15 protein-coding genes are annotated in these 18105 nt (G+C 65.5%); 1 reads left to right on the top strand and 14 read right to left on the bottom strand.

Translation table 11 applies throughout. The features are described 5' to 3' along the window. Positions 1–30: 30 nt before the first annotated feature. The 4 genes from mutT to secA form a co-directional block, all read right to left on the bottom strand. Positions 31–462 (bottom strand): 8-oxo-dGTP diphosphatase MutT, encoded by a 432-nt coding sequence (mutT, locus tag C7401_RS39690; protein WP_112177519.1) that lies wholly within the window; start codon positions 460–462, stop codon positions 31–33. Next, complete coding sequence (locus C7401_RS39695) at positions 459–1331, bottom strand: ATP-binding protein (protein ID WP_112177520.1); 873 nt, start codon at positions 1329–1331, stop codon at positions 459–461. The genes mutT and C7401_RS39695 overlap by 4 nt, the downstream gene beginning before the upstream one ends. Before the next feature lie 39 nt (positions 1332–1370). Next, on the bottom strand, positions 1371–2612 hold the full coding sequence (gene argJ / locus C7401_RS39700) for a bifunctional glutamate N-acetyltransferase/amino-acid acetyltransferase ArgJ (protein ID WP_112177545.1): 1242 nt from the start codon (positions 2610–2612) through the stop codon (positions 1371–1373). Between the two features lie 120 nt (positions 2613–2732). Further along, entirely contained in the window at positions 2733–5537 is a 2805-nt protein-coding gene (gene secA / locus C7401_RS39705) for a preprotein translocase subunit SecA (RefSeq protein WP_112177521.1), read from the bottom strand. Between the two features lie 393 nt (positions 5538–5930). Here secA and C7401_RS39710 point away from each other — a divergent pair, with 393 nt between their 5' ends. After that, complete coding sequence (locus tag C7401_RS39710; protein WP_112177522.1) at positions 5931–6404, top strand: DciA family protein; 474 nt, start codon at positions 5931–5933, stop codon at positions 6402–6404. An 84-nt stretch (positions 6405–6488) separates the two neighbouring features. Here the strand turns inward: C7401_RS39710 and lpxC are convergent, their stop codons facing one another. From lpxC to murD, 10 genes are all read right to left on the bottom strand, one after another. Then, positions 6489–7406, bottom strand: coding sequence for a UDP-3-O-acyl-N-acetylglucosamine deacetylase (gene lpxC, locus C7401_RS39715; protein ID WP_112177523.1), 918 nt, complete (start codon positions 7404–7406; stop codon positions 6489–6491). 256 nt (positions 7407–7662) lie between these two features. Then, positions 7663–8172, bottom strand: coding sequence for a peroxiredoxin (locus C7401_RS39720; protein ID WP_112177524.1), 510 nt, complete (start codon positions 8170–8172; stop codon positions 7663–7665). Positions 8173–8443: 271 nt separating this feature from the next. Continuing rightward, entirely contained in the window at positions 8444–9646 is a 1203-nt protein-coding gene (gene ftsZ, locus C7401_RS39725; RefSeq protein WP_112177525.1) for a cell division protein FtsZ, read from the bottom strand. Positions 9647–9787: 141 nt separating this feature from the next. Then, the gene (gene ftsA, locus C7401_RS39735; protein WP_112177526.1) at positions 9788–11020 is read right to left on the bottom strand and encodes a cell division protein FtsA; all 1233 of its coding nucleotides are present in this window, start codon (positions 11018–11020) and stop codon (positions 9788–9790) included. A 27-nt stretch (positions 11021–11047) separates the two neighbouring features. After that, entirely contained in the window at positions 11048–11803 is a 756-nt protein-coding gene (locus C7401_RS39740) for a cell division protein FtsQ/DivIB (RefSeq protein WP_112177527.1), read from the bottom strand. Between the two features lie 60 nt (positions 11804–11863). Continuing rightward, positions 11864–12805, bottom strand: a complete 942-nt coding sequence (locus C7401_RS39745) for a D-alanine--D-alanine ligase (protein ID WP_112177528.1) — start codon at positions 12803–12805, stop codon at positions 11864–11866. A 5-nt stretch (positions 12806–12810) separates the two neighbouring features. Then, a complete protein-coding gene (gene murC, locus C7401_RS39750) occupies positions 12811–14205 on the bottom strand; it encodes a UDP-N-acetylmuramate--L-alanine ligase (protein WP_112177529.1) in 1395 nt (464 codons plus the stop codon). Beyond that, a complete protein-coding gene (gene murG, locus C7401_RS39755; protein ID WP_112177530.1) occupies positions 14202–15314 on the bottom strand; it encodes an undecaprenyldiphospho-muramoylpentapeptide beta-N-acetylglucosaminyltransferase in 1113 nt (370 codons plus the stop codon). Before murG ends, murC begins: the two co-directional genes overlap by 4 nt. Then, positions 15311–16579, bottom strand: a complete 1269-nt coding sequence (ftsW, locus tag C7401_RS39760) for a putative lipid II flippase FtsW (protein ID WP_112177531.1) — start codon at positions 16577–16579, stop codon at positions 15311–15313. Before ftsW ends, murG begins: the two co-directional genes overlap by 4 nt. After that, positions 16576–18093 (bottom strand): UDP-N-acetylmuramoyl-L-alanine--D-glutamate ligase, encoded by a 1518-nt coding sequence (murD, locus tag C7401_RS39765; RefSeq protein WP_112177532.1) that lies wholly within the window; start codon positions 18091–18093, stop codon positions 16576–16578. The genes ftsW and murD overlap by 4 nt, the downstream gene beginning before the upstream one ends. Positions 18094–18105 lie beyond the last annotated feature (12 nt).

Genomic DNA, 18105 nt, shown 5'->3' on the forward strand with positions numbered 1-18105 from the left:
TTTTGCATCGCCTCGCTCCACTCGCAACCGTCACTCGGCGGCGAGCCACTCCAGCACGGGTATCGTCGCGGGCAGCAGCGGCTCGACGCTCGCGGGCAGCGACTGCCACACGAACGCCTGACCTTCGCGGCCATGCGGCTCACCGGTCCACTCGGTCACCTTGCAGAAGTAGAGCCGCACATAGGCGTGCGGGTAATCGTGCTCCAGCGTATGCCAGCGGTGGCATGCCTTCACGTCGATGCCCAGTTCCTCGTGCAACTCGCGCGCGAGCGCGGCCTCGACCGTCTCGCCCGCTTCCAGCTTGCCGCCCGGAAACTCCCAGTAGCCGGCGTACGGCTTGCCCTCGGGGCGCTGCGCGAGCAGATAGCGGCCATCGGGCTGCACCAGCACGCCCACGGCGACTTCCGTCACCGGGCGAACGCTGGCTGTCGCGTCCTTCGCCGCGCTCGTGTCGGCGCTCATGCCTCTTGCGCCTTCTTGCCCGACCAGTCGCGCGAGAACTGCCACGCCACGCGACCCGAGCGCGAACCACGCTCCAACGCCCAGACGAGTGCGTCGCCGCGCGCCGATTCGACTTCGGCGTCGTCACAGCCGAAGTGATGCAGCCAGTGGCCGACGATCGTCAGATAGTCGTCCTGCTTGAACGGATAGAAGCTCACCCAAAGGCCGAAGCGCTCGGACAGCGAGATCTTTTCTTCCACCACTTCGCCCGGATGAATCTCGCCGTCAGGCATGTGCTTGTACGTCTCGTTGTCGCTCATGTACTCGGGCAGCAGATGGCGGCGGTTCGAGGTCGCGTAGATCAGCACGTTGTCCGACTGCGCGGCGACCGACCCGTCCAGCGCCACCTTCAGCGCCTTGTAGCCCGACTCGCCTTCCTCGAACGAGAGGTCGTCGCAGAACACGATGAAGCGCTCGGGGCGCGTCGAGATGAGATCGACGATATCGCCGAGGTCATGCAGATCGTCCTTGTCGACTTCGATCAAACGCAGACCGTCCTTCGCGTACGCGTTCAGGCAGGCCTTGATGAGCGACGACTTGCCGGTGCCGCGCGCACCGGTGAGCAGCACGTTGTTCGCGGGCTTTTTCTGCACGAACTGGCGCGTGTTGCGGTCGATGAGATCTTTCTGGCGGTCGATGTTCTGCAAGTCGTCGAGCGAAATCAGCGAGATCGCAGGCACCGGTTGCAGGAAGCCGCGCCCCTGGCGCTTGCGCCAGCGAAACGCGACAGCCGCGTTCCAGTCGACATCGGGTGCCGACGGCGGCAGCACGGCTTCAAGACGGCCGAGCAGCGCTTCGGCACGGGTCAGAAACTGTTCGAGCTTATCCATGTGATGAAAGGTGCGAATCAGGAACGAGTCAGGAACAAATCAGGAACGGTAGTCGGCGTTGATGCTCACGTAGTCGTGCGAGAGATCGCAGGTCCAGATCGTGGCCTGCGCATCGCCACGGCCAAGCAGCACGCGAATCAGGATCTCGCTCTTCTTCATGACGCGCTGACCGTCTTCTTCGCGGTACGCCGGGTTGCGGCCGCCCGCCTTGGCGACGAGCACGTCGTCGAGATAGAGGTCGATCTTGTCGACGTCGAGGTCGGTCACGCCCGCATAGCCGATCGCGGCGAGGATACGGCCGAGGTTGGGGTCCGAGGCGTAGAACGCCGTCTTCACGAGCGGCGAGTGGCCGATCGCGTAGGCGATCTGGCGGCACTCGGCCACGTCCTTGCCGCCTTCCACCTGCACGGTCATGAACTTGGTCGCGCCTTCGCCATCGCGCACGATCAGTTGCGAGAGTTCCTGGGCGACGGCCGTCACCGCGTCGCGCAGCGCGGCATACGCGGGCGAGTCCGTCGAGGTGATCGCGGGCAGGCTGGCCTTGCCCGAGGCGATCATGATGAACGAGTCGTTGGTCGAGGTATCGCCGTCGATGGTCACGCAGTTGAACGAGCGATCGGCCACGTACTTCACGAGTTCGTCGAGCACGGGCTGCGCGACGTTCGCGTCGAAGGCGAGGAAGCCGAGCATGGTCGCCATGTTCGGCTTGATCATGCCCGCGCCCTTGCTGATGCCCGTGAACGTGATCGTGTGGCCGTCGACCGTCACCTGGCGCGACACGGCCTTCGGCAGCGTGTCGGTCGTCATGATGGCCTGCGCGGCGTCGTACCAGTTCGCGGCCTTGCGGTTTTCCAGCGCGGCGGGCAGGCCCGCCTTCAAACGGTCGATCGGCAGCGGCTCGAGAATCACGCCCGTCGAGAACGGCAGCACCTGCGAAGGCTCGAGGCCCGCGAGGCGCGCGAGTTCGTCGCAGGTCTCGCGTGCGTGCTTCATGCCCGGCTCGCCGGTGCCGGCATTCGCGTTGCCGGTATTCACCACCAACGCGCGGATACCCTTGCCACCCGCGCGCACCTTCGCGAGGTGCTCGCGGCACACCGTCACCGGCGCGGCGCAGAAGCGGTTCAGCGTGAATACGCCGGCCACGCTCGCGCCTTCGTCGACGGAAATCACCAGCACGTCCTTGCGATTGGGCTTGCGGATATTGGCTTCCGCCCAGCCGAGCGTCACGCCGGCGACCGGATGAAGTTGAGCGGGATCAATCGAGGGGAAATTGACAGCCATGGGGCGACCTGTCGAAAAGGCGATGCCGGCCAAGGCGCTCAAGGCCTGGCCGGCATCGGGATTCAAAACGCAAGGCCCGCCATGAAAAGCGGGCCACCGGAATCTACGTTCAAGCCTGCGTCACGCGATCTTGCCGTGGCACTGCTTGTACTTCTTGCCGCTGCCGCACGGGCACGGATCGTTGCGGCCGACCTTCGGCAGGTCGCTGCCCACCGGCGGCGTATGGCTCATGGCCGCGCCCACCATGGCAGCGGCTGCGTCGGCGGCCACGGGTGCGGCAGCCGCGGGAGCCGGCGCCGCGTCGGCTTCGGCGAACTCGGCATGGCGGAACTCGACGTTCTCGACATGATGGCCCTGCTCTTCGATCTGCTCGGCCGCCTGTTCGAGTTGCTCCGGCGACTGGATCTGCACGTTCATCACGATACGCGTGACTTCGAGCTTCACGGCTTCGAGCATCGCGGCGAACAGTTCGAACGCCTCGCGCTTGTACTCCTGCTTCGGGTTCTTCTGCGCATAGCCGCGCAGGTGAATGCCCTGACGCAGGTGGTCGAGCGCAGCCAGGTGTTCGCGCCAGCTACGGTCGAGCGTTTGCAGCATGACCGAGCGCTCGAACGCGCTGAACGATTCGCGACCCACCAGCGCGACCTTCTGGTCGTACGCTTCGTCGGCGGCGGCGAGCACGGCTTCGAGAATTTCATCGGAGTCGATCGACGACGACTCGTTGATCATCTCCTGGATCGCGAGGTCGAGCTGCCACTCGTTGCGCAGCACTTCTTCGAGCTCGGGCACGTCCCACTGCTCTTCGATACTGCCGTGCGGCACATATTGACGCACGATATCCGTGACCACACCATGACGCATCGCGCCGATGGTTTCGGTGATGTCATGCGCTTCGAGCAGTTCGTTGCGCTGCTGGTAGATCACCTTGCGCTGGTCGTTCGACACGTCGTCGTATTCGAGCAGCTGCTTGCGGATGTCGAAGTTGCGCGCTTCGACCTTGCGCTGCGCCGACTCGATCGAACGCGTGACGATGCCCGCCTCGATCGCCTCGCCTTCCGGCATCTTCAGGCGGTCCATGATCGCGCGCACGCGGTCGCCCGCGAAAATGCGCAGCAGCGGGTCTTCGAGCGAGAGATAGAAGCGCGACGAACCCGGGTCACCCTGACGGCCCGCACGGCCGCGCAGCTGGTTGTCGATCCGGCGCGATTCGTGACGCTCGGTGCCGATGATGTGCAGGCCGCCCGCAGCCTTCACGCGATCGTGCAGCGTCTGCCATTCGTCATGCAATTGCTGGATGCGGCGCGCCTTTTCGTCGGCGGGAATCGCATCGTCGGCTTCGATGAACGCGGCCTGCTTTTCCGCATTGCCGCCCAGCACGATGTCGGTACCGCGGCCCGCCATGTTGGTGGCGATGGTGACGCGTTGCGGACGGCCCGCTTCGGCGACGATCGCGGCTTCACGCGCGTGCTGCTTCGCGTTGAGCACTTCGTGCGGCAAACCGGCCTTCGTGAGCAGGTCCGAGAGCAGTTCCGAGTTCTCGATCGATGTCGTGCCGACCAGCACCGGCTGACCACGCTCGTAGCAGTCGCGGATGTCGCGAATCACGGCGTCGTAGCGTTCCTTCGCCGTCTTGTAGATCTGATCCTGCTTGTCGATCCGCTTGGGCGTGCGGTTCGTCGGGACCACCACCGTTTCGAGGCCGTAGATCTCGTTGAATTCGTACGCTTCGGTGTCGGCCGTACCCGTCATGCCCGAGAGCTTCGCGTACATGCGGAAGTAGTTCTGGAACGTGATCGAAGCGAGCGTCTGGTTCTCGCTCTGGATCTTCACGTGCTCCTTCGCTTCCACGGCCTGGTGCAGGCCGTCCGACCAGCGGCGGCCGGCCATCAGACGGCCGGTGAATTCATCGACGATGATGACTTCGCCGTTCTGCACCACGTAGTGCTGGTCCTTGTGGAACAGCGTGTGGGCGCGCAGCGCCGCGTACACGTGGTGCATCAGCGTGATGTTCTGCGGCGCGTAGAGGCTCTCGCCCTGGCCGATCAGGCCCCACTCGGCGAGCATGCGCTCGGCCTTCTCGTGGCCCGACTCCGTGAGGAACACCTGGCGCGCCTTTTCGTCGAGCGTGTAGTCGCCCGGCTTTTCCACGCCCGTGCCGTCGGCCTTCTCTTCGCCGATCTGCTGCTCGAGCAGCGGCGGCAGCGCGTTCATGCGCACGTAGAGTTCGGTGTGGTCTTCGGCCTGGCCCGAGATGATGAGCGGCGTACGCGCTTCGTCGATCAGGATCGAGTCCACCTCGTCGACCACGGCGAAGTTCAGCGCACGCTGCACGCGCGCCTCGGTCTCGTAGACCATGTTGTCGCGCAGGTAGTCGAAGCCGAACTCGTTGTTCGTGCCATAGGTGATGTCCGACGCGTAAGCCTGCTGCTTCGTCGCGTGATCCATCTGCGACAGGTTGATGCCGACGGACAGACCGAGGAAGTTGTACAGACGCGCCATCCACTCGGCGTCGCGCTGGGCGAGGTAGTCGTTCACCGTGACCACGTGCACGCCACGCCCCGAGAGCGCGTTCAGGTACACGGGCAACGTGGCGACGAGCGTCTTGCCTTCGCCGGTGCGCATTTCAGCGATCTTGCCGTAATGCAGCACCATGCCGCCGATCAGCTGCACGTCGAAGTGGCGCATCTTCAACACGCGCTTGCTCGCTTCGCGGCAAACGGCGAACGCCTCGGGCAGCAGGTCGTCGAGCGAAGTGCCGTTGGCCACGCGCTCGCGGAACTCGACCGTTTTCGCGCGCAGCTGCTCGTCGGTGTACTGCTCGATCTTCGGTTCGAGCGCGTTGATCGCCGCGACCGTCTTCTGATATTGCTTGATCAGGCGCTGATTGCGGCTGCCAAAGATTTTCTGTAAGAAACCGGTGGTCATCGGATCGGTGTCTGCGTCGCGGCTTCGGCCGGGATTCCTGGCGGGAGGGTTCAGCTGGTCGTGCGGCGCCTGCTACGGCACCCGCACACTGCGCACCCGGACCGGAAGGACCTCGGCGGCTTAAGCCCCAAAATGGTGGATTCGAATCGGGCATTTTAGCACGCGCCCTCACACCCGCCCGTGTCAGCGGAAAGACGGCGCAGGCTTGCGCGATGCCCGCACGGACGGCCTTCCCGCCGTGCGGCGAAGGGCCGCGATGCGGACTTGGCCGAATGGCGCGAAGGCGCGGTAAAAGCTCGCAAAAGCGAGATGGGGTGCGCCGCGCGGGCTACAATGGCCGCATCGATGCATCCACGGCGGCGCCGCTTGCGCGCTTGCCCCTCTCTTCGCCACATGAGCCGTTTCTCGCCGTTTTCAAGGTCCAGGGGACCACGCGCCCCGCAGCCGCTCGCCGAAGTGCTGAGCCGCACGGACGCGTTCGCGCCGCTGCGCGCCGGCGTCGAGCAGATCGCGGCGATCCAGCGCGACCTCAATGCGCTGCTGCCCGACTATCTCGCCGCGAGCGTGGAGCCGGGCTTCATCAAGGACGGCACGCTGGCCCTCTTTGCCGCGCACAACGCGCTCGCGGCGCGGCTGCGGCATCTGGAGCCGCGGCTCGTGGCCGACTTGCAGGCGCGCGGCTGGCCGCTGAACAGCGTGCGCATCCGTGTGCGTCCCCAAACCGTGAAAGACCCCGCGCCGCCCAAGCAGGCCCGCATGACGCCCACCGGCGCCGCCGCGCTCATGGCGCTCAGCGAGTCGCTGGAGCCCTCGCCCTTGCAGGCCGCGCTCGCGAAAATGGCGGCGCGCCACATCAAGTCGCGCTGAACCCCGGCGCAACGCTTGCGAATCGTGCAAAAGTAAAAAGGGCGGCATAAAGCCGCCCTTTTTTACTGGCCAATTCCGCAAGACTCAGGCAAACGCGGTCTGCGCCTCGTAGCCGAAACCGCGCGGCGCCTTCTGCGGATCGTCGAACGTGACGATCTCGTAGGCGTCTTCGTTCGCGAGCAGCTCGCGCAGCAACTGGTTGTTCAGGCCGTGGCCCGACTTGTACGCGTCGTAAGCCGCCAGCAGCGGATGGCCGACCACGTAAAGGTCGCCGATCGCGTCCAGCATCTTGTGCTTCACGAACTCGTCGTCGTAGCGCAGGCCGTCGTTGTTCAGGATGCGGTACTCGTCCAGCACGATCGCGTTGTCCATGCTGCCGCCGCGCGCGAGACCGAGCTCGCGCATCATTTCGACTTCGTGTGCGAAGCCGAACGTGCGCGCGCGCGCGATTTCACGCACGTACGAGGTATTCGCGAAGTCCACTTCGAGCGCCTGGCCCGTTTTATCGACGGCCGGGTGACGGAAGTCGATCGTGAACTTGAGCTTGAAGCCGAAATAGGGATCGAGGCGTGCGAACTTGTCGCCGTCACGGATCTCGACCGGCTTCTTGACCTTGATGAACTTCTTCGGTGCGTTCTGTTCTTCAATGCCCGCCGACTGGATCAGGAACACGAACGAAGCCGCGCTGCCGTCCATGATCGGGATTTCCTCGGCGGTGACGTCCACATAGAGGTTGTCGATGCCGAGACCCGCGCAGGCCGACATGAGGTGCTCGATCGTCGAGACACGTGCGCCGTCCTTCTGCAACACCGAGGCGAGGCGCGTGTCGCCAATCGCCTTCGCCGATGCGGGGATATCCACCGGCGTCGGCAAATCCACGCGCGAAAACACGATGCCCGTGTTCGGCGCAGCCGGACGGAGCGTCAGGTCGACTTTGCGGCCCGAGTGCAGGCCGATGCCGACTGTCTTCACGATCGATTTGATGGTTCGCTGCTTCAACATGGTTTTCTGCTCATTGAAAATCCCAATCGGGACTTTTTAACTCATAGCTCGAATTATACTCCAGTTGCGGCAAGTCCGTCGTCCTCACGGGCGTGACAAACTGTTTCCCCTTGTTACCCAGTCGGGATGAAGGGCGGGCCGATGCCCGGAACGGAGGCGTTCCCGGGGTAATCGGCCCGCTGGGCGCACGTAATCGCCTGTCACATTTGCGTCGCATTTCACGTTGCAACGGGGCAACGCAAAGCCGCGAACGCGTTCATGCGCGGGTCAACGTGGCAAGTATGCTCGCGGCATCGCTCACTTCGAACTTGCCGGGTGCCTCGACGTGCAGCGTCTTGACCACGCCGTCGTCGATCACCATCGCATAGCGCTGGGAGCGGATTCCCATGCCACGCGCCGACAAATCCTGCTCCAGTCCGAGTGCACGAGTCAACGCCGCGCTGCCGTCGGCCATCATGCGTACCTTGCCCGAGGTACGCTGATCGCGCCCCCACGCGCCCATCACGAACGCGTCGTTGACGGACACGCACCAGATTTCGTCGACACCGGCCGCGCGCAGCGCGTCGTAGTGCTCGACGTAACCCGGCACGTGCTTCGCGGAGCACGTGGGCGTGAACGCGCCCGGCAATCCGAAGATCACCACGCGCTTGCCTGCTGCTTCCTTTCGCACGTCGAAGCTGTTGGGCCCCAGCGTGCAGCCCTCGCGTGCGTCTTCGATGAACTCGAAGAGGGTCGCTTCGGGCAGCGTTTCACCCTGTTTGATCATGACTCGTCCTTTGCAGCGATGCGCAAGCGTGTCGCGCCGGCGTCCCGCAATGTTGGGCAACGATGTACTCCAAGGTTACACAGAAACGACTGGCGACACCGCGCCTGTCCCCCACGCTCAACGCGTGGCGGGCAACCGTCCCTGCCGCGCATCCTCGCGGATGCGGCCTCGCTGGTCTTGCTCGCCTTCATTGCGACGCCGCGCGTCATCTGTCTGCGGGCGAGGGCGATGCGTGCTTTCGCGCCCTGCCGCAGTCAGATCGGCTCGCGTGTCAGTCCGCCTGCTTGCGCAGGAACGCCGGAATGTCGTACGTGTCGACGCCCTTTTCCTGAAGCGCCTGCACGTGCGAAGCCGCGGTGTCGCGCGACGTGCGCCACACAGCCGGCGTGTCGAGCGCGCCGTAGTCGGCCGTGTTGCCGTGGCCGCTGTGCTGAGGTGCGTACGAACCTGCCGGAGCCGGGATCGGATGGTTGTCCGTGCCCGTGCGCAGCAGTTGCATCGGCGCGGCTTGCTGCTTCTTCGCAGCGCGGCCAAGGCCCGTTGCCACCACCGTCACGCGCAGCGCGTCGCCCATCGCGTCGTCGTACACCGCACCGAAGATCACCGTCGCATCTTCCGCAGCGTAGCTCTTGATGGTGTTCATCACTTCGCGCGTTTCCGACAGGCGCAGCGAACGGCTCGACGTGATGTTGACCAGCACGCCACGCGCGCCCGACAGATCGACGCCTTCGAGCAGCGGGCTCGCCACGGCCTGTTCCGCCGCGAGGCGCGCGCGATCGACACCGGCCACCGTCGCCGTGCCCATCATCGCCTTGCCCTGCTCGCCCATCACCGTCTTCACGTCTTCAAAGTCGACGTTCACGAGGCCGTCGACATTGATGATTTCGGCGATGCCGGCCACTGCGTTGTTCAGAACGTCGTCCGCGCACTGGAAGCACTTGTCCATCTCGGCGTCATCGCCCATCACGTCGAACAGCTTGTCGTTCAGAACGACGATCAGCGAGTCGACGTGATCCTCCAGTTGCTGCGAGCCGGCTTCCGCCACGCGCATGCGCTTGCCGCCTTCGAACTCGAACGGCTTGCTCACCACGCCAACGGTGAGAATGCCCATTTCCTTGGCGATCTGCGCGACCACGGGTGCCGCACCCGTACCCGTGCCGCCGCCCATGCCGGCGGTGATGAACACCATGTGCGCGCCGCGCAGCGAATCGGCGATACGCTCACGGGCTTCTTCCGCTGCCGCGCGACCCATCTCCGGCTTGGCTCCTGCACCCAGGCCCGTGTTGCCGAGCTGGATCACGGCCGATGCACGCGAGCGCGAAAGCGCCTGTGCGTCCGTGTTCATCACGATGAAATCGACGCCTTGCACGCCGCGGTTGATCATGTGCTGCACGGCATTGCCGCCAGCACCACCAACGCCTACCACCTTGATGATGGTGCCGTTGGTTTCCGTTTCCAGCATCTGGAATTCCATGTTGCCTCCGTCAAGAAAAAGATTCCGCTCCTCGGCCGTTATCCAGTGGAAGATCGGGCAACCCTCCACTGCGCGCCAGCCGCCGTCACCGGCGCGGTTTTCGAAGCTTGTACTTCGCCTTCTGTCCTGCGACTTCTGCTCTTAGAAGTTGCCGAGGAACCAGTCCTTCATGCGAGTGAAGACCTGACCCATCGACCCCGACTGCACTGCAACCTTGCGCCCGCGCATGCGCTGCGAGCGGCCTTCGACGAGCAGGCCCATCGCCGTCGAGTAGCGCGGATTGCGCACCACGTCGGCAAGCCCGCCCGCGTATTCCGGCACGCCAATGCGCACCGGCTTGAGGAAAATGTCCTCGCCCAGCTCGACCATGCCCGGCATCATCGCGGCGCCGCCCGTGAGCACGACGCCCGAGCTCAGCAATTCTTCGTAGCCCGACTCGCGCACCACCTGCTGCACGAGCGAGAAAAGCTCTTCCACGCGCGGCTCGATCACGGCCGCGAGCGCCTGGCGCGACAGCGTGCGCGGACCGCGCTCGCCCAGACCCGGCACTTCGATCATCTCGTCCGGGTCGGCCAAGGCCTGCTTCGCGATGCCGTAGCTCACCTTGATGTCTTCCGCGTCGGGCGTCGGCGTGCGCAGCGCCATGGCGATGTCGCTCGTCACCTGGTCGCCCGCGATCGGAATCACTGCGGTATGGCGAATCGCGCCTTCGCTGAAGATCGCGATATCGGTCGTGCCGCCGCCTACGTCGACGAGCACCACGCCCAGCTCCTTCTCGTCCTCGGTCAGCACCGCCAGCGACGAAGCGAGCGGTTGCAGGATGAGGTCGTTCACTTCGAGGCCGCAGCGGCGCACGCACTTCACGATGTTCTGCGCGGCGCTCACCGCACCCGTCACGATATGCACCTTCACTTCGAGGCGAATGCCGCTCATGCCGATCGGCTCGCGCACATCTTCCTGACCGTCGATGATGAATTCCTGCGTGAGGATATGCAGCACCTGTTGATCGGTCGGGATGTTGATCGCCTTCGCCGTTTCGATCACGCGCGCGACGTCCGCCTGCGTGACTTCCTTCTCCTTGATGGCGACCATGCCGCTCGAGTTGAAGCTGCGAATGTGGCTGCCCGCAATGCCGGTGAATACGTTAGTGATCTTGCAGTCGGCCATGAGTTCCGCTTCTTCGAGCGCTCGCTGGATAGACTGCACCGTGGCCTCGATGTTCACCACCACGCCCTTCTTGAGACCTTTCGATTCGCTCTGGCCGAGGCCGATCACTTCGTAGTGGCCATCGCCCTTCATTTCGGCGACGACGGCCACCACCTTCGACGTCCCGATGTCGAGGCTGACCAGCAGATCCTTATAGTCTTTACTCATATCGTGCTCGTTGCGTGTGATGTCCTGTTACTTCTTGCCCGGAGCGGGCGTGTCGCTGATGAAGCGCATGCCGGCCGCCCTTATCGCAAACCCGTTCGGATAACGCAGGTCCGCATATTCGATCTCTTTGCCCCAACGCTGCGTGACCGCCGTCCACGCCGCGATGAGCCGATGCGAGCGCTCGCCCAGCGTGTCGGCGTTGCGCTCGCGGCCCAGCTCCACCTGCGTGCCGTTCGAGAGCTTCACCGTCCACGCGTAGCGCGGCGAGAGCGTCACTTCGTCGGGCGTGAGCCCGAGCGGCGCGAACCACTTCTCGAAGTCGTGATAACGCGCGACCACTTCGGGCGCGGTGCCGTCCGGGCCGTCGAACGCGGGCAGGTCCTCGTCGAGTTCGCCCTGGTTCGCGGTGAACAGCTCGCCATCGGTGCTCACGAGCTGATCGCTGCCCCACGTGCCCAACGGTTTGTACTCTTCGAGCGTGACAGCCAGCGCATTGGGCCACACGCGGCGCACGCTCGCGTGGCGCACCCACGGCATCTGCTCGAACGCGGTGCGCGCCGTGTCGAGATCGACGGTGAAGAAGTTGCCCTTCAGGCGGCCGACCACGCTCGCGCGCACCGTGGGCGAGTTGATGTGCTCGGTGTCGCCTTCGATGCGGATTTCGCGCAGCGCGAAGTTGGGCCGCTGCACGAGCCAGTAGCAGCCGGCCGCCAGCAGCGCGAGCGCGAGCATCGCGTGCAACGCGTTGGCGGCAAGGTTGAGCTGGCGTACGTTATTCCACATGTCGAGATTGTCGGTTCAGTGCAGGTTCGGCAATTCGTCGGTCAGAGATTAATCAGGGCCTCAATTGTTCAACGTAAGCGCGAGCACGCGCACCACGAGGTCGCGATACTCGATGCCCACCGCGCGCGCGGCCTTCGGCGGCAGCGAGTGATCGGTCATGCCGGGCGCCGTGTTCACTTCGAGGAAATACGCGTTGCCCGCGCCGTCCATCATGAAGTCGGCGCGGCCCCAGTCGGTGCAACCAAGCACGTCGAACGCGCGGCGCGCGAGCTTCTTCAGTTCCGCTTCCTTCTCGGGCGCGACGCCGCAGGGAATCAGATACTGCGTCGTGTCGAGGATGTACTTCGCGTCGTAGTCGTAGAACTCGCCCGCCGGCACGATCTTGATGATCGGCAGATCGAGGTCGCCCGCGATGCACGCGGTGTACTCGCCGCCGCCTTCGATGCTCTTTTCCACCAGCACGATCTTGTCGAACTTCGCAGCTTCCACGAGCGCCGGCACGAGTTCGGCTTCGGCCTTCACCTTGATGACCGCGACGCTCGACCCTTCGCTCGCCGGCTTCACGAACAGCGGCAGGCCGAGCTTCGCGACGATCTGCGGCGCGCGCGCCGCGTAGTCGTCGCCGCGCAGCACGGTTTCGAACGGCGGCGTCGGAATGCCGAGCTGTTGCCACACGAGCTTGCTGCGGAACTTGTCGAGCCCGAGCGCCGAGCCGAGCACGCCCGTGCCCGTATAGCGGATGCCGTAGAAGTCGAGCGCGCCCTGGATCTGGCCGTTCTCGCCATAACCGCCATGCAGCGCGTTGAACGCGCGCACGAAGCCTTCGTCCTTCAACGCCGAAAGCGGACGCTCCGAGGGGTCGAACGCATGCGCGTCGATACCGGCGCTTTGCAGCGCCTGAAGCACCAGCGAGCCCGACTTGAGCGACACCTCGCGCTCGGCGGACACGCCGCCGAGCAATACCGCCACCTTGCCAAATTGTTTCGCGTCGATACTGCTCATGTCACTCACGCCTTTTGTTCCTGTGCGGCGATCCGGCCCGGCACACCGCCGATCGAACCCGCGCCCATCGTAATCACCACATCGCCGTCGCGCACCACCGCGGCCAGCGCGTCCGGCATCTCATCCACCGTTTCGATAAACACCGGCTCGACCTTGCCCGCCACGCGAATCGCGCGGGCGAGCGCACGGCCGTCGGCCGCGACGATCGGCGCTTCGCCGGCCGCGTAGACATCGGTTAGCACGAGCGCGTCGACGGTCGAGAGCACGCGCACGAAATCTTCGAAGCAGTCGCGCGTGCGCGTATAGCGGTGCGGCTGGAACGCCAGCACGAGCCGGCGCTCGGGAAACGCGCCGCGCGCCGCTGCAATCGTCGCCGCCATTTCCACCGGGTGATGGCCGTAGTCGTCGATCAACGTGTAAGCGCCGCCGCCGTTGACGGGAATTTCGCCGTAGCGCTGGAAACGGCGGCCCACGCCGTTGAATTCCGCGAGCGCGCGCTGAATGTCGGCGTCCTTCACTTCGAGTTCGGTCGCGATCGCGATCGCCGCCAGCGCGTTCTGCACGTTGTGCGTGCCCGGCAGGTTCAGCACGATGTCGAGCGACGGCGCGTCTTCGCGCATCACCGTGAAGTGCATCTTGCCTTCGCGCGCGACCACGTTCACCGCGCGCACCTGCGCGTCGGACGCGAGGCCGTAACGGATGATCGGCTTCGACACGAACGGCAGGATCTCCTTCACGTTCGGGTCGTCCACGCACAGCACGGCAATGCCATAGAACGGCAGGCGATGCGTGAATTCGATGAACGCCTGCTTCAGGCGCGCGAAGTCGTGCCCGTAGGTGTCCATGTGATCGGCGTCGATGTTCGTAATGACTTCGATCACCGGGAAGAGGTTCAGGAACGATGCGTCGGATTCATCGGCTTCCGCCACGATGAAGTCGCCCGTGCCGAGGCGCGCATTCGCGCCCGCGCTGATGAGGCGTCCGCCGATCACGAAGGTCGGGTCGAGCCCGCCCGCCGCCAGCACGCTCGCCACCAGCGACGTGGTGGTGGTCTTGCCGTGCGTGCCCGCGATCGCGATGCCCTGCTTCAGACGCATGAGTTCCGCGAGCATCACGGCACGCGGCACGATGGGAATGCGGCGATGGCGCGCCGCGAGCACTTCCGGGTTGTCGCTGCGCACGGCCGTGGAAACGACCACGGCGTTCGCGCCTTCGATGTTCTCTTCGGCATGGCCGATCGCGATGCGCGCGCCGAGCGCGGCGAGTCGATCGGTGACCCCGTTCTTTGCGAGGTCCGAGCCGCTTACCTGGTAGCCGAGGTTGACGAGCACTTCGGCGATACCGCTCATGCCTGCGCCGCCGATGCCGACGAAATGGATATGTTTGACGATGTGTTTCATTGCTTTCCTCCCGCTACTACGCCCGCCACGGTCGCGCAGATGCGTGCGACCTGATCGGCGGCGTCGGGTTTCGCGAGCGCGCGAGCGCGCTCGGCCATTTCCGCCAGCGATGTTCTGGTCTGATGCCGCAACCAGTCGGCAAGTCCTTCCGCCGTCAGGTCGCGTTGCTGCACCACGAGCGCTGCGTCCTTGTCGGCAAGGAACGCGGCGTTGGTGGTCTGGTGGTCGTCCACGGCGTAGGGGAACGGCACGAAGCATGCCGCCACGCCCACCGCCGCGATCTCGGCCACCGTCATGGCGCCCGAACGGCAGATCACGAGATCCGCGTTCTGGTAGGCGCTCGCCATGTCGTCGATGAACGGCACGAGTTGCACCGCGTCGTCCCCTTCGTTCGAAAGGAGACCGGCGCCGATATAGTTTTGACGCAAGGCGTCGATGTGCTTCGCGCCCGCCTGATGCACGACGTGCGGGCGCTCTTGCGGCGCGAGCAGCGAGAGCGCACGCGGCACGACTTCGTTGAGCGCCGTGGCGCCGAGACTGCCGCCCACCACGAGCACGCGCAGCGGACCGGTGCGCGCCGCATAGCGCGCCTTCGGCTGATCGACGTGCTCCAGCGCCTCGCGGATCGGATTGCCGGTCCACTCGGCGTCGGGCAGCGCGCCGGGGAACGCCACGAGCACGCGCTTCGCGAGCCTGGCGAGCACCTTGTTCGCGAGACCCGCGATCGAATTCTGTTCGTGCAGCACGAGCGGACGGCCCGACAGCGCACTCATCACGCCCGCCGGGAACGTGATGTAGCCGCCCATGCCGAGCACGACATCGGGCTTCACGCGGTGCAGCGCCGCGAGGCTCTGCGTGCAGGCGCGCAGCAGATTGAGCGGCAGCATCAGCTTGGTCTTGATGCCCTTGCCGCGCACGCCGCCAAAGCGCACGTATTCCATCGCGATGCCGTGCCTGGGCACGAGCGTCGCTTCCATGCCTGCGGGATTGCCGAGCCACACCACGCGCCAGCCCCACTGCTCCATGCGATGCGCGACGGCGAGCCCCGGGAACACGTGTCCCCCGGTGCCGCCGGCCATCACCATGAGCGTGCGCGTTGCTGCGGTCATACTTTCCCTCCGCGCATCAGGACCCGGTTCTCGTAATCGACGCGCAACAGCAGTGCCACCGCGACGCAGTTGAGCAAAATGCCCGAGCCGCCGTAACTCACGAGCGGCAGCGTGAGACCCTTGGTCGGCAACAGACCCAGGTTCACGCCCATGTTGATGAAGGCCTGCGCGCCGAACCACACGCCCAGGCCCTTGGCGACGAGACCCGCGAACGTGCGGTCGAGCGCGAGCGCCTGGCGGCCGATTTCGAACGCGCGGCGCACGATCCAGTAGAACAGCAGGATCACGACCAGCACGCCGACGAAACCGAGTTCCTCGCCGATCACGGCGAGAATGAAGTCGGTATGCGCTTCAGGCAGATAGTTGAGCTTTTCGACGCTGCCGCCGAGGCCCACGCCGAACCACTCGCCGCGACCGAACGCGATGAGCGAGTGCGTGAGCTGATAGGCCTTGCCCTGCGCGTAGCGGTCGTCCCACGGATCGAGGTACGCGAAGATCCGCTCGCGGCGCCACGGCGACGCCCACACGAGCAGCGTGAAGGTGCCCACGGCCGTGGCCACGAGGCCGCCGAACAGCTTGCCGTTCACGCCGCCGAGGAACAGCACACCCATCGCGATCGCGGCGATCACCATGAACGCGCCCATGTCGGGTTCGAGCAGCAGCAGCGCGCCGACCACGCCCACAGCAAACGCCATCGGCAAGAAGCCCTTCGCGAAGCTGTGCATGTACTCCTGCTTGCGCACCGTGTAGTTCGCCGCATAGATCGTCACGGCGAGCTTCATGATTTCCGACGGCTGCATGTTCGTGACGCCGAGCGGAATCCAGCGCCGCGCGCCGTTCACGCCCTTGCCGATGTGCGGAATCAGCACGACCACGAGCATGGCGAGCGAGATGAGAAAGAGCTTTGGCGCGTAGCGTTCCCATGTGGAAACGGGAATGCGGAACGCAACGAGCGCGGCGATCGTCGCGATCGTGAGCGAGACGAGGTGGCGCACGAGGAACGCCCAGTCGCGGTACGACGCGTATTTGGGCGAATCGGGCATGGCGATCGAAGCCGAGTAGACCATCACCACACCAAGTCCGAGCAAAGCGATCACGGCCCACAGCAGCGAGTGATCGTAGTCGAGCATGCGCGAGCGGCCCGGCCGCACGCCGTTGACGACGCTCGCGAGGCCGCTCGAGCGCGGCGCGCCGCCGTTCGTCGAGCCGCCCGCCCCACCGCCCTCACGCGATAAACGCGCACCGAATCGTTCGGACCAGCTCATATCATCGTCCCCCGTTCTGCGGCGATGTCTTCCACCGTGTCGCGGAACACGGCCGCGCGATGGGCGTAGTTGCGGAACATGTCGAGGCTCGCGCATGCGGGCGAGAGCAACACCACGTCGCCCGGCTGCGCGAGCGCCGTGGCGGCGCGCGTCGCTTCTTCGAGCGTCGCGTGGTCGCTCATCGCGACGCCGGTTTCTCCGAGCGCGGCGCGAATCTTCGCTGCGTCGCGGCCGATCAGCATCACGGCGCGGCACCAGCGCGCAACCGGTGCGACGAGCGGATCGAAGTCCTGGCCCTTGCCGTCGCCACCGGCAATCAGCACCGTGCGCTGCGCGAGTCCGTCGAGCGCCGCGACCGTCGCGCCCACGTTCGTGCCCTTGCTGTCGTCCACGTAGTCGATCCCTTCGATCGACGCGATCAGCTCCACGCGATGCGGCTCGCCGCGATACTCGCGCAGGCCGTGCAGGAGCGGCGCGGGCGGCAGCTGGATCGCGCGCGTAAGCGCAAATGCCGCAAGCGCGTTCGCCGCGTTGTGCAGGCCGCGAATGCGCAGCGCGTCGGCGGGCATGAGGCGTTTCATGCCGAGATTCACGGGCGCGGCTTCCTGCTGCTTGCGACGGCGCGGGGACACCGGCACATCGGCCGCGTCGAGATCGTGCGCCTGCACGAGCCACTGCATGCCGTTTTCGCGCAGCAGACCGAGGTCGCCGTCGTTCCCGGGCTCGTCCAGGCCGAAGGTCACGACCTTCGCGTCCGCGCTTGCCTTCACGCTTGCGAGCGACATCACGCGCGCGTCGTCACGGTTGAGCACGCGCGTCGTGCGCGGTCCGAAGATGCGGCCCTTCGCGGCCGCGTAGGCGTCGAGGCCGCCGTGCCAGTCGAGGTGGTCTTGCGTGATGTTGAGCACAGCGGCCGCATCGGGCTCGAACGTGTGCGCCGTTTCCAGCTGAAAACTCGACAGTTCGAGCACCCAGATGTCGGGCAGCGCGGTGTTGTCGATCGCCTCGGCGAGCTTGTCGAGCATCGCCGGGCTGATGTTGCCCGCCACCGCCACGCGCTTGCCCGCGCGCTCGCAGAGCATGCCCGTCAAGCTCGTCGTGGTGGTCTTGCCGTTCGTGCCGGTAATGGCGAGCACCTTCGGCGCGTAGCCGCTTTCGCCGAGATGGCGCAGCGCCTGCGCGAAGAGTTCGAGCTCGCCCCACACTTCGATGCCGCGCTCGCGCGCCGCCGCGATCAGCGGCACGAGATCTTCGGCGAGCGGCGAAAGGCCCGGGCTGATGGCGACCAGCTCCACGCCTTCGAGCAAGGCGGTCGTGAACGGGCCGCCCACGAAATCGGCGTCGATGCCGCGCGCGGCGAGTTCGGGCAAATTAGGCGGCGTTTCGCGCGTGTCGGCAACGCGCAGGCGGCAACCATGCCGCGCGCACCAACGCGCCATCGCGAGACCCGATTCCCCGAGTCCCAGCACGAGCACCATCGGCTTTTGCCGATCCCGAAACTTCTCGCCAAACATCGCTTGCTTCCT

It is taken from the genome of Paraburkholderia unamae (assembly GCF_003268775.1).
Lineage (GTDB): Bacteria > Pseudomonadota > Gammaproteobacteria > Burkholderiales > Burkholderiaceae > Paraburkholderia > Paraburkholderia unamae.

Coding starts and splice junctions, on each gene's coding strand:
- mutT (WP_112177519.1), bottom strand. CDS start 462: ATGAGCGCCGACACGAGCGCGGCGAAGGACGCGACAGCCAGCGTTCGC.
- C7401_RS39695 (WP_112177520.1), bottom strand. CDS start 1,331: ATGGATAAGCTCGAACAGTTTCTGACCCGTGCCGAAGCGCTGCTCGGC.
- argJ (WP_112177545.1), bottom strand. CDS start 2,612: ATGGCTGTCAATTTCCCCTCGATTGATCCCGCTCAACTTCATCCGGTC.
- secA (WP_112177521.1), bottom strand. CDS start 5,537: ATGACCACCGGTTTCTTACAGAAAATCTTTGGCAGCCGCAATCAGCGC.
- C7401_RS39710 (WP_112177522.1), top strand. CDS start 5,931: ATGAGCCGTTTCTCGCCGTTTTCAAGGTCCAGGGGACCACGCGCCCCG.
- lpxC (WP_112177523.1), bottom strand. CDS start 7,406: ATGTTGAAGCAGCGAACCATCAAATCGATCGTGAAGACAGTCGGCATC.
- C7401_RS39720 (WP_112177524.1), bottom strand. CDS start 8,172: ATGATCAAACAGGGTGAAACGCTGCCCGAAGCGACCCTCTTCGAGTTC.
- ftsZ (WP_112177525.1), bottom strand. CDS start 9,646: ATGGAATTCCAGATGCTGGAAACGGAAACCAACGGCACCATCATCAAG.
- ftsA (WP_112177526.1), bottom strand. CDS start 11,020: ATGAGTAAAGACTATAAGGATCTGCTGGTCAGCCTCGACATCGGGACG.
- C7401_RS39740 (WP_112177527.1), bottom strand. CDS start 11,803: ATGTGGAATAACGTACGCCAGCTCAACCTTGCCGCCAACGCGTTGCAC.
- C7401_RS39745 (WP_112177528.1), bottom strand. CDS start 12,805: ATGAGCAGTATCGACGCGAAACAATTTGGCAAGGTGGCGGTATTGCTC.
- murC (WP_112177529.1), bottom strand. CDS start 14,205: ATGAAACACATCGTCAAACATATCCATTTCGTCGGCATCGGCGGCGCA.
- murG (WP_112177530.1), bottom strand. CDS start 15,314: ATGACCGCAGCAACGCGCACGCTCATGGTGATGGCCGGCGGCACCGGG.
- ftsW (WP_112177531.1), bottom strand. CDS start 16,579: ATGAGCTGGTCCGAACGATTCGGTGCGCGTTTATCGCGTGAGGGCGGT.
- murD (WP_112177532.1), bottom strand. CDS start 18,093: ATGTTTGGCGAGAAGTTTCGGGATCGGCAAAAGCCGATGGTGCTCGTG.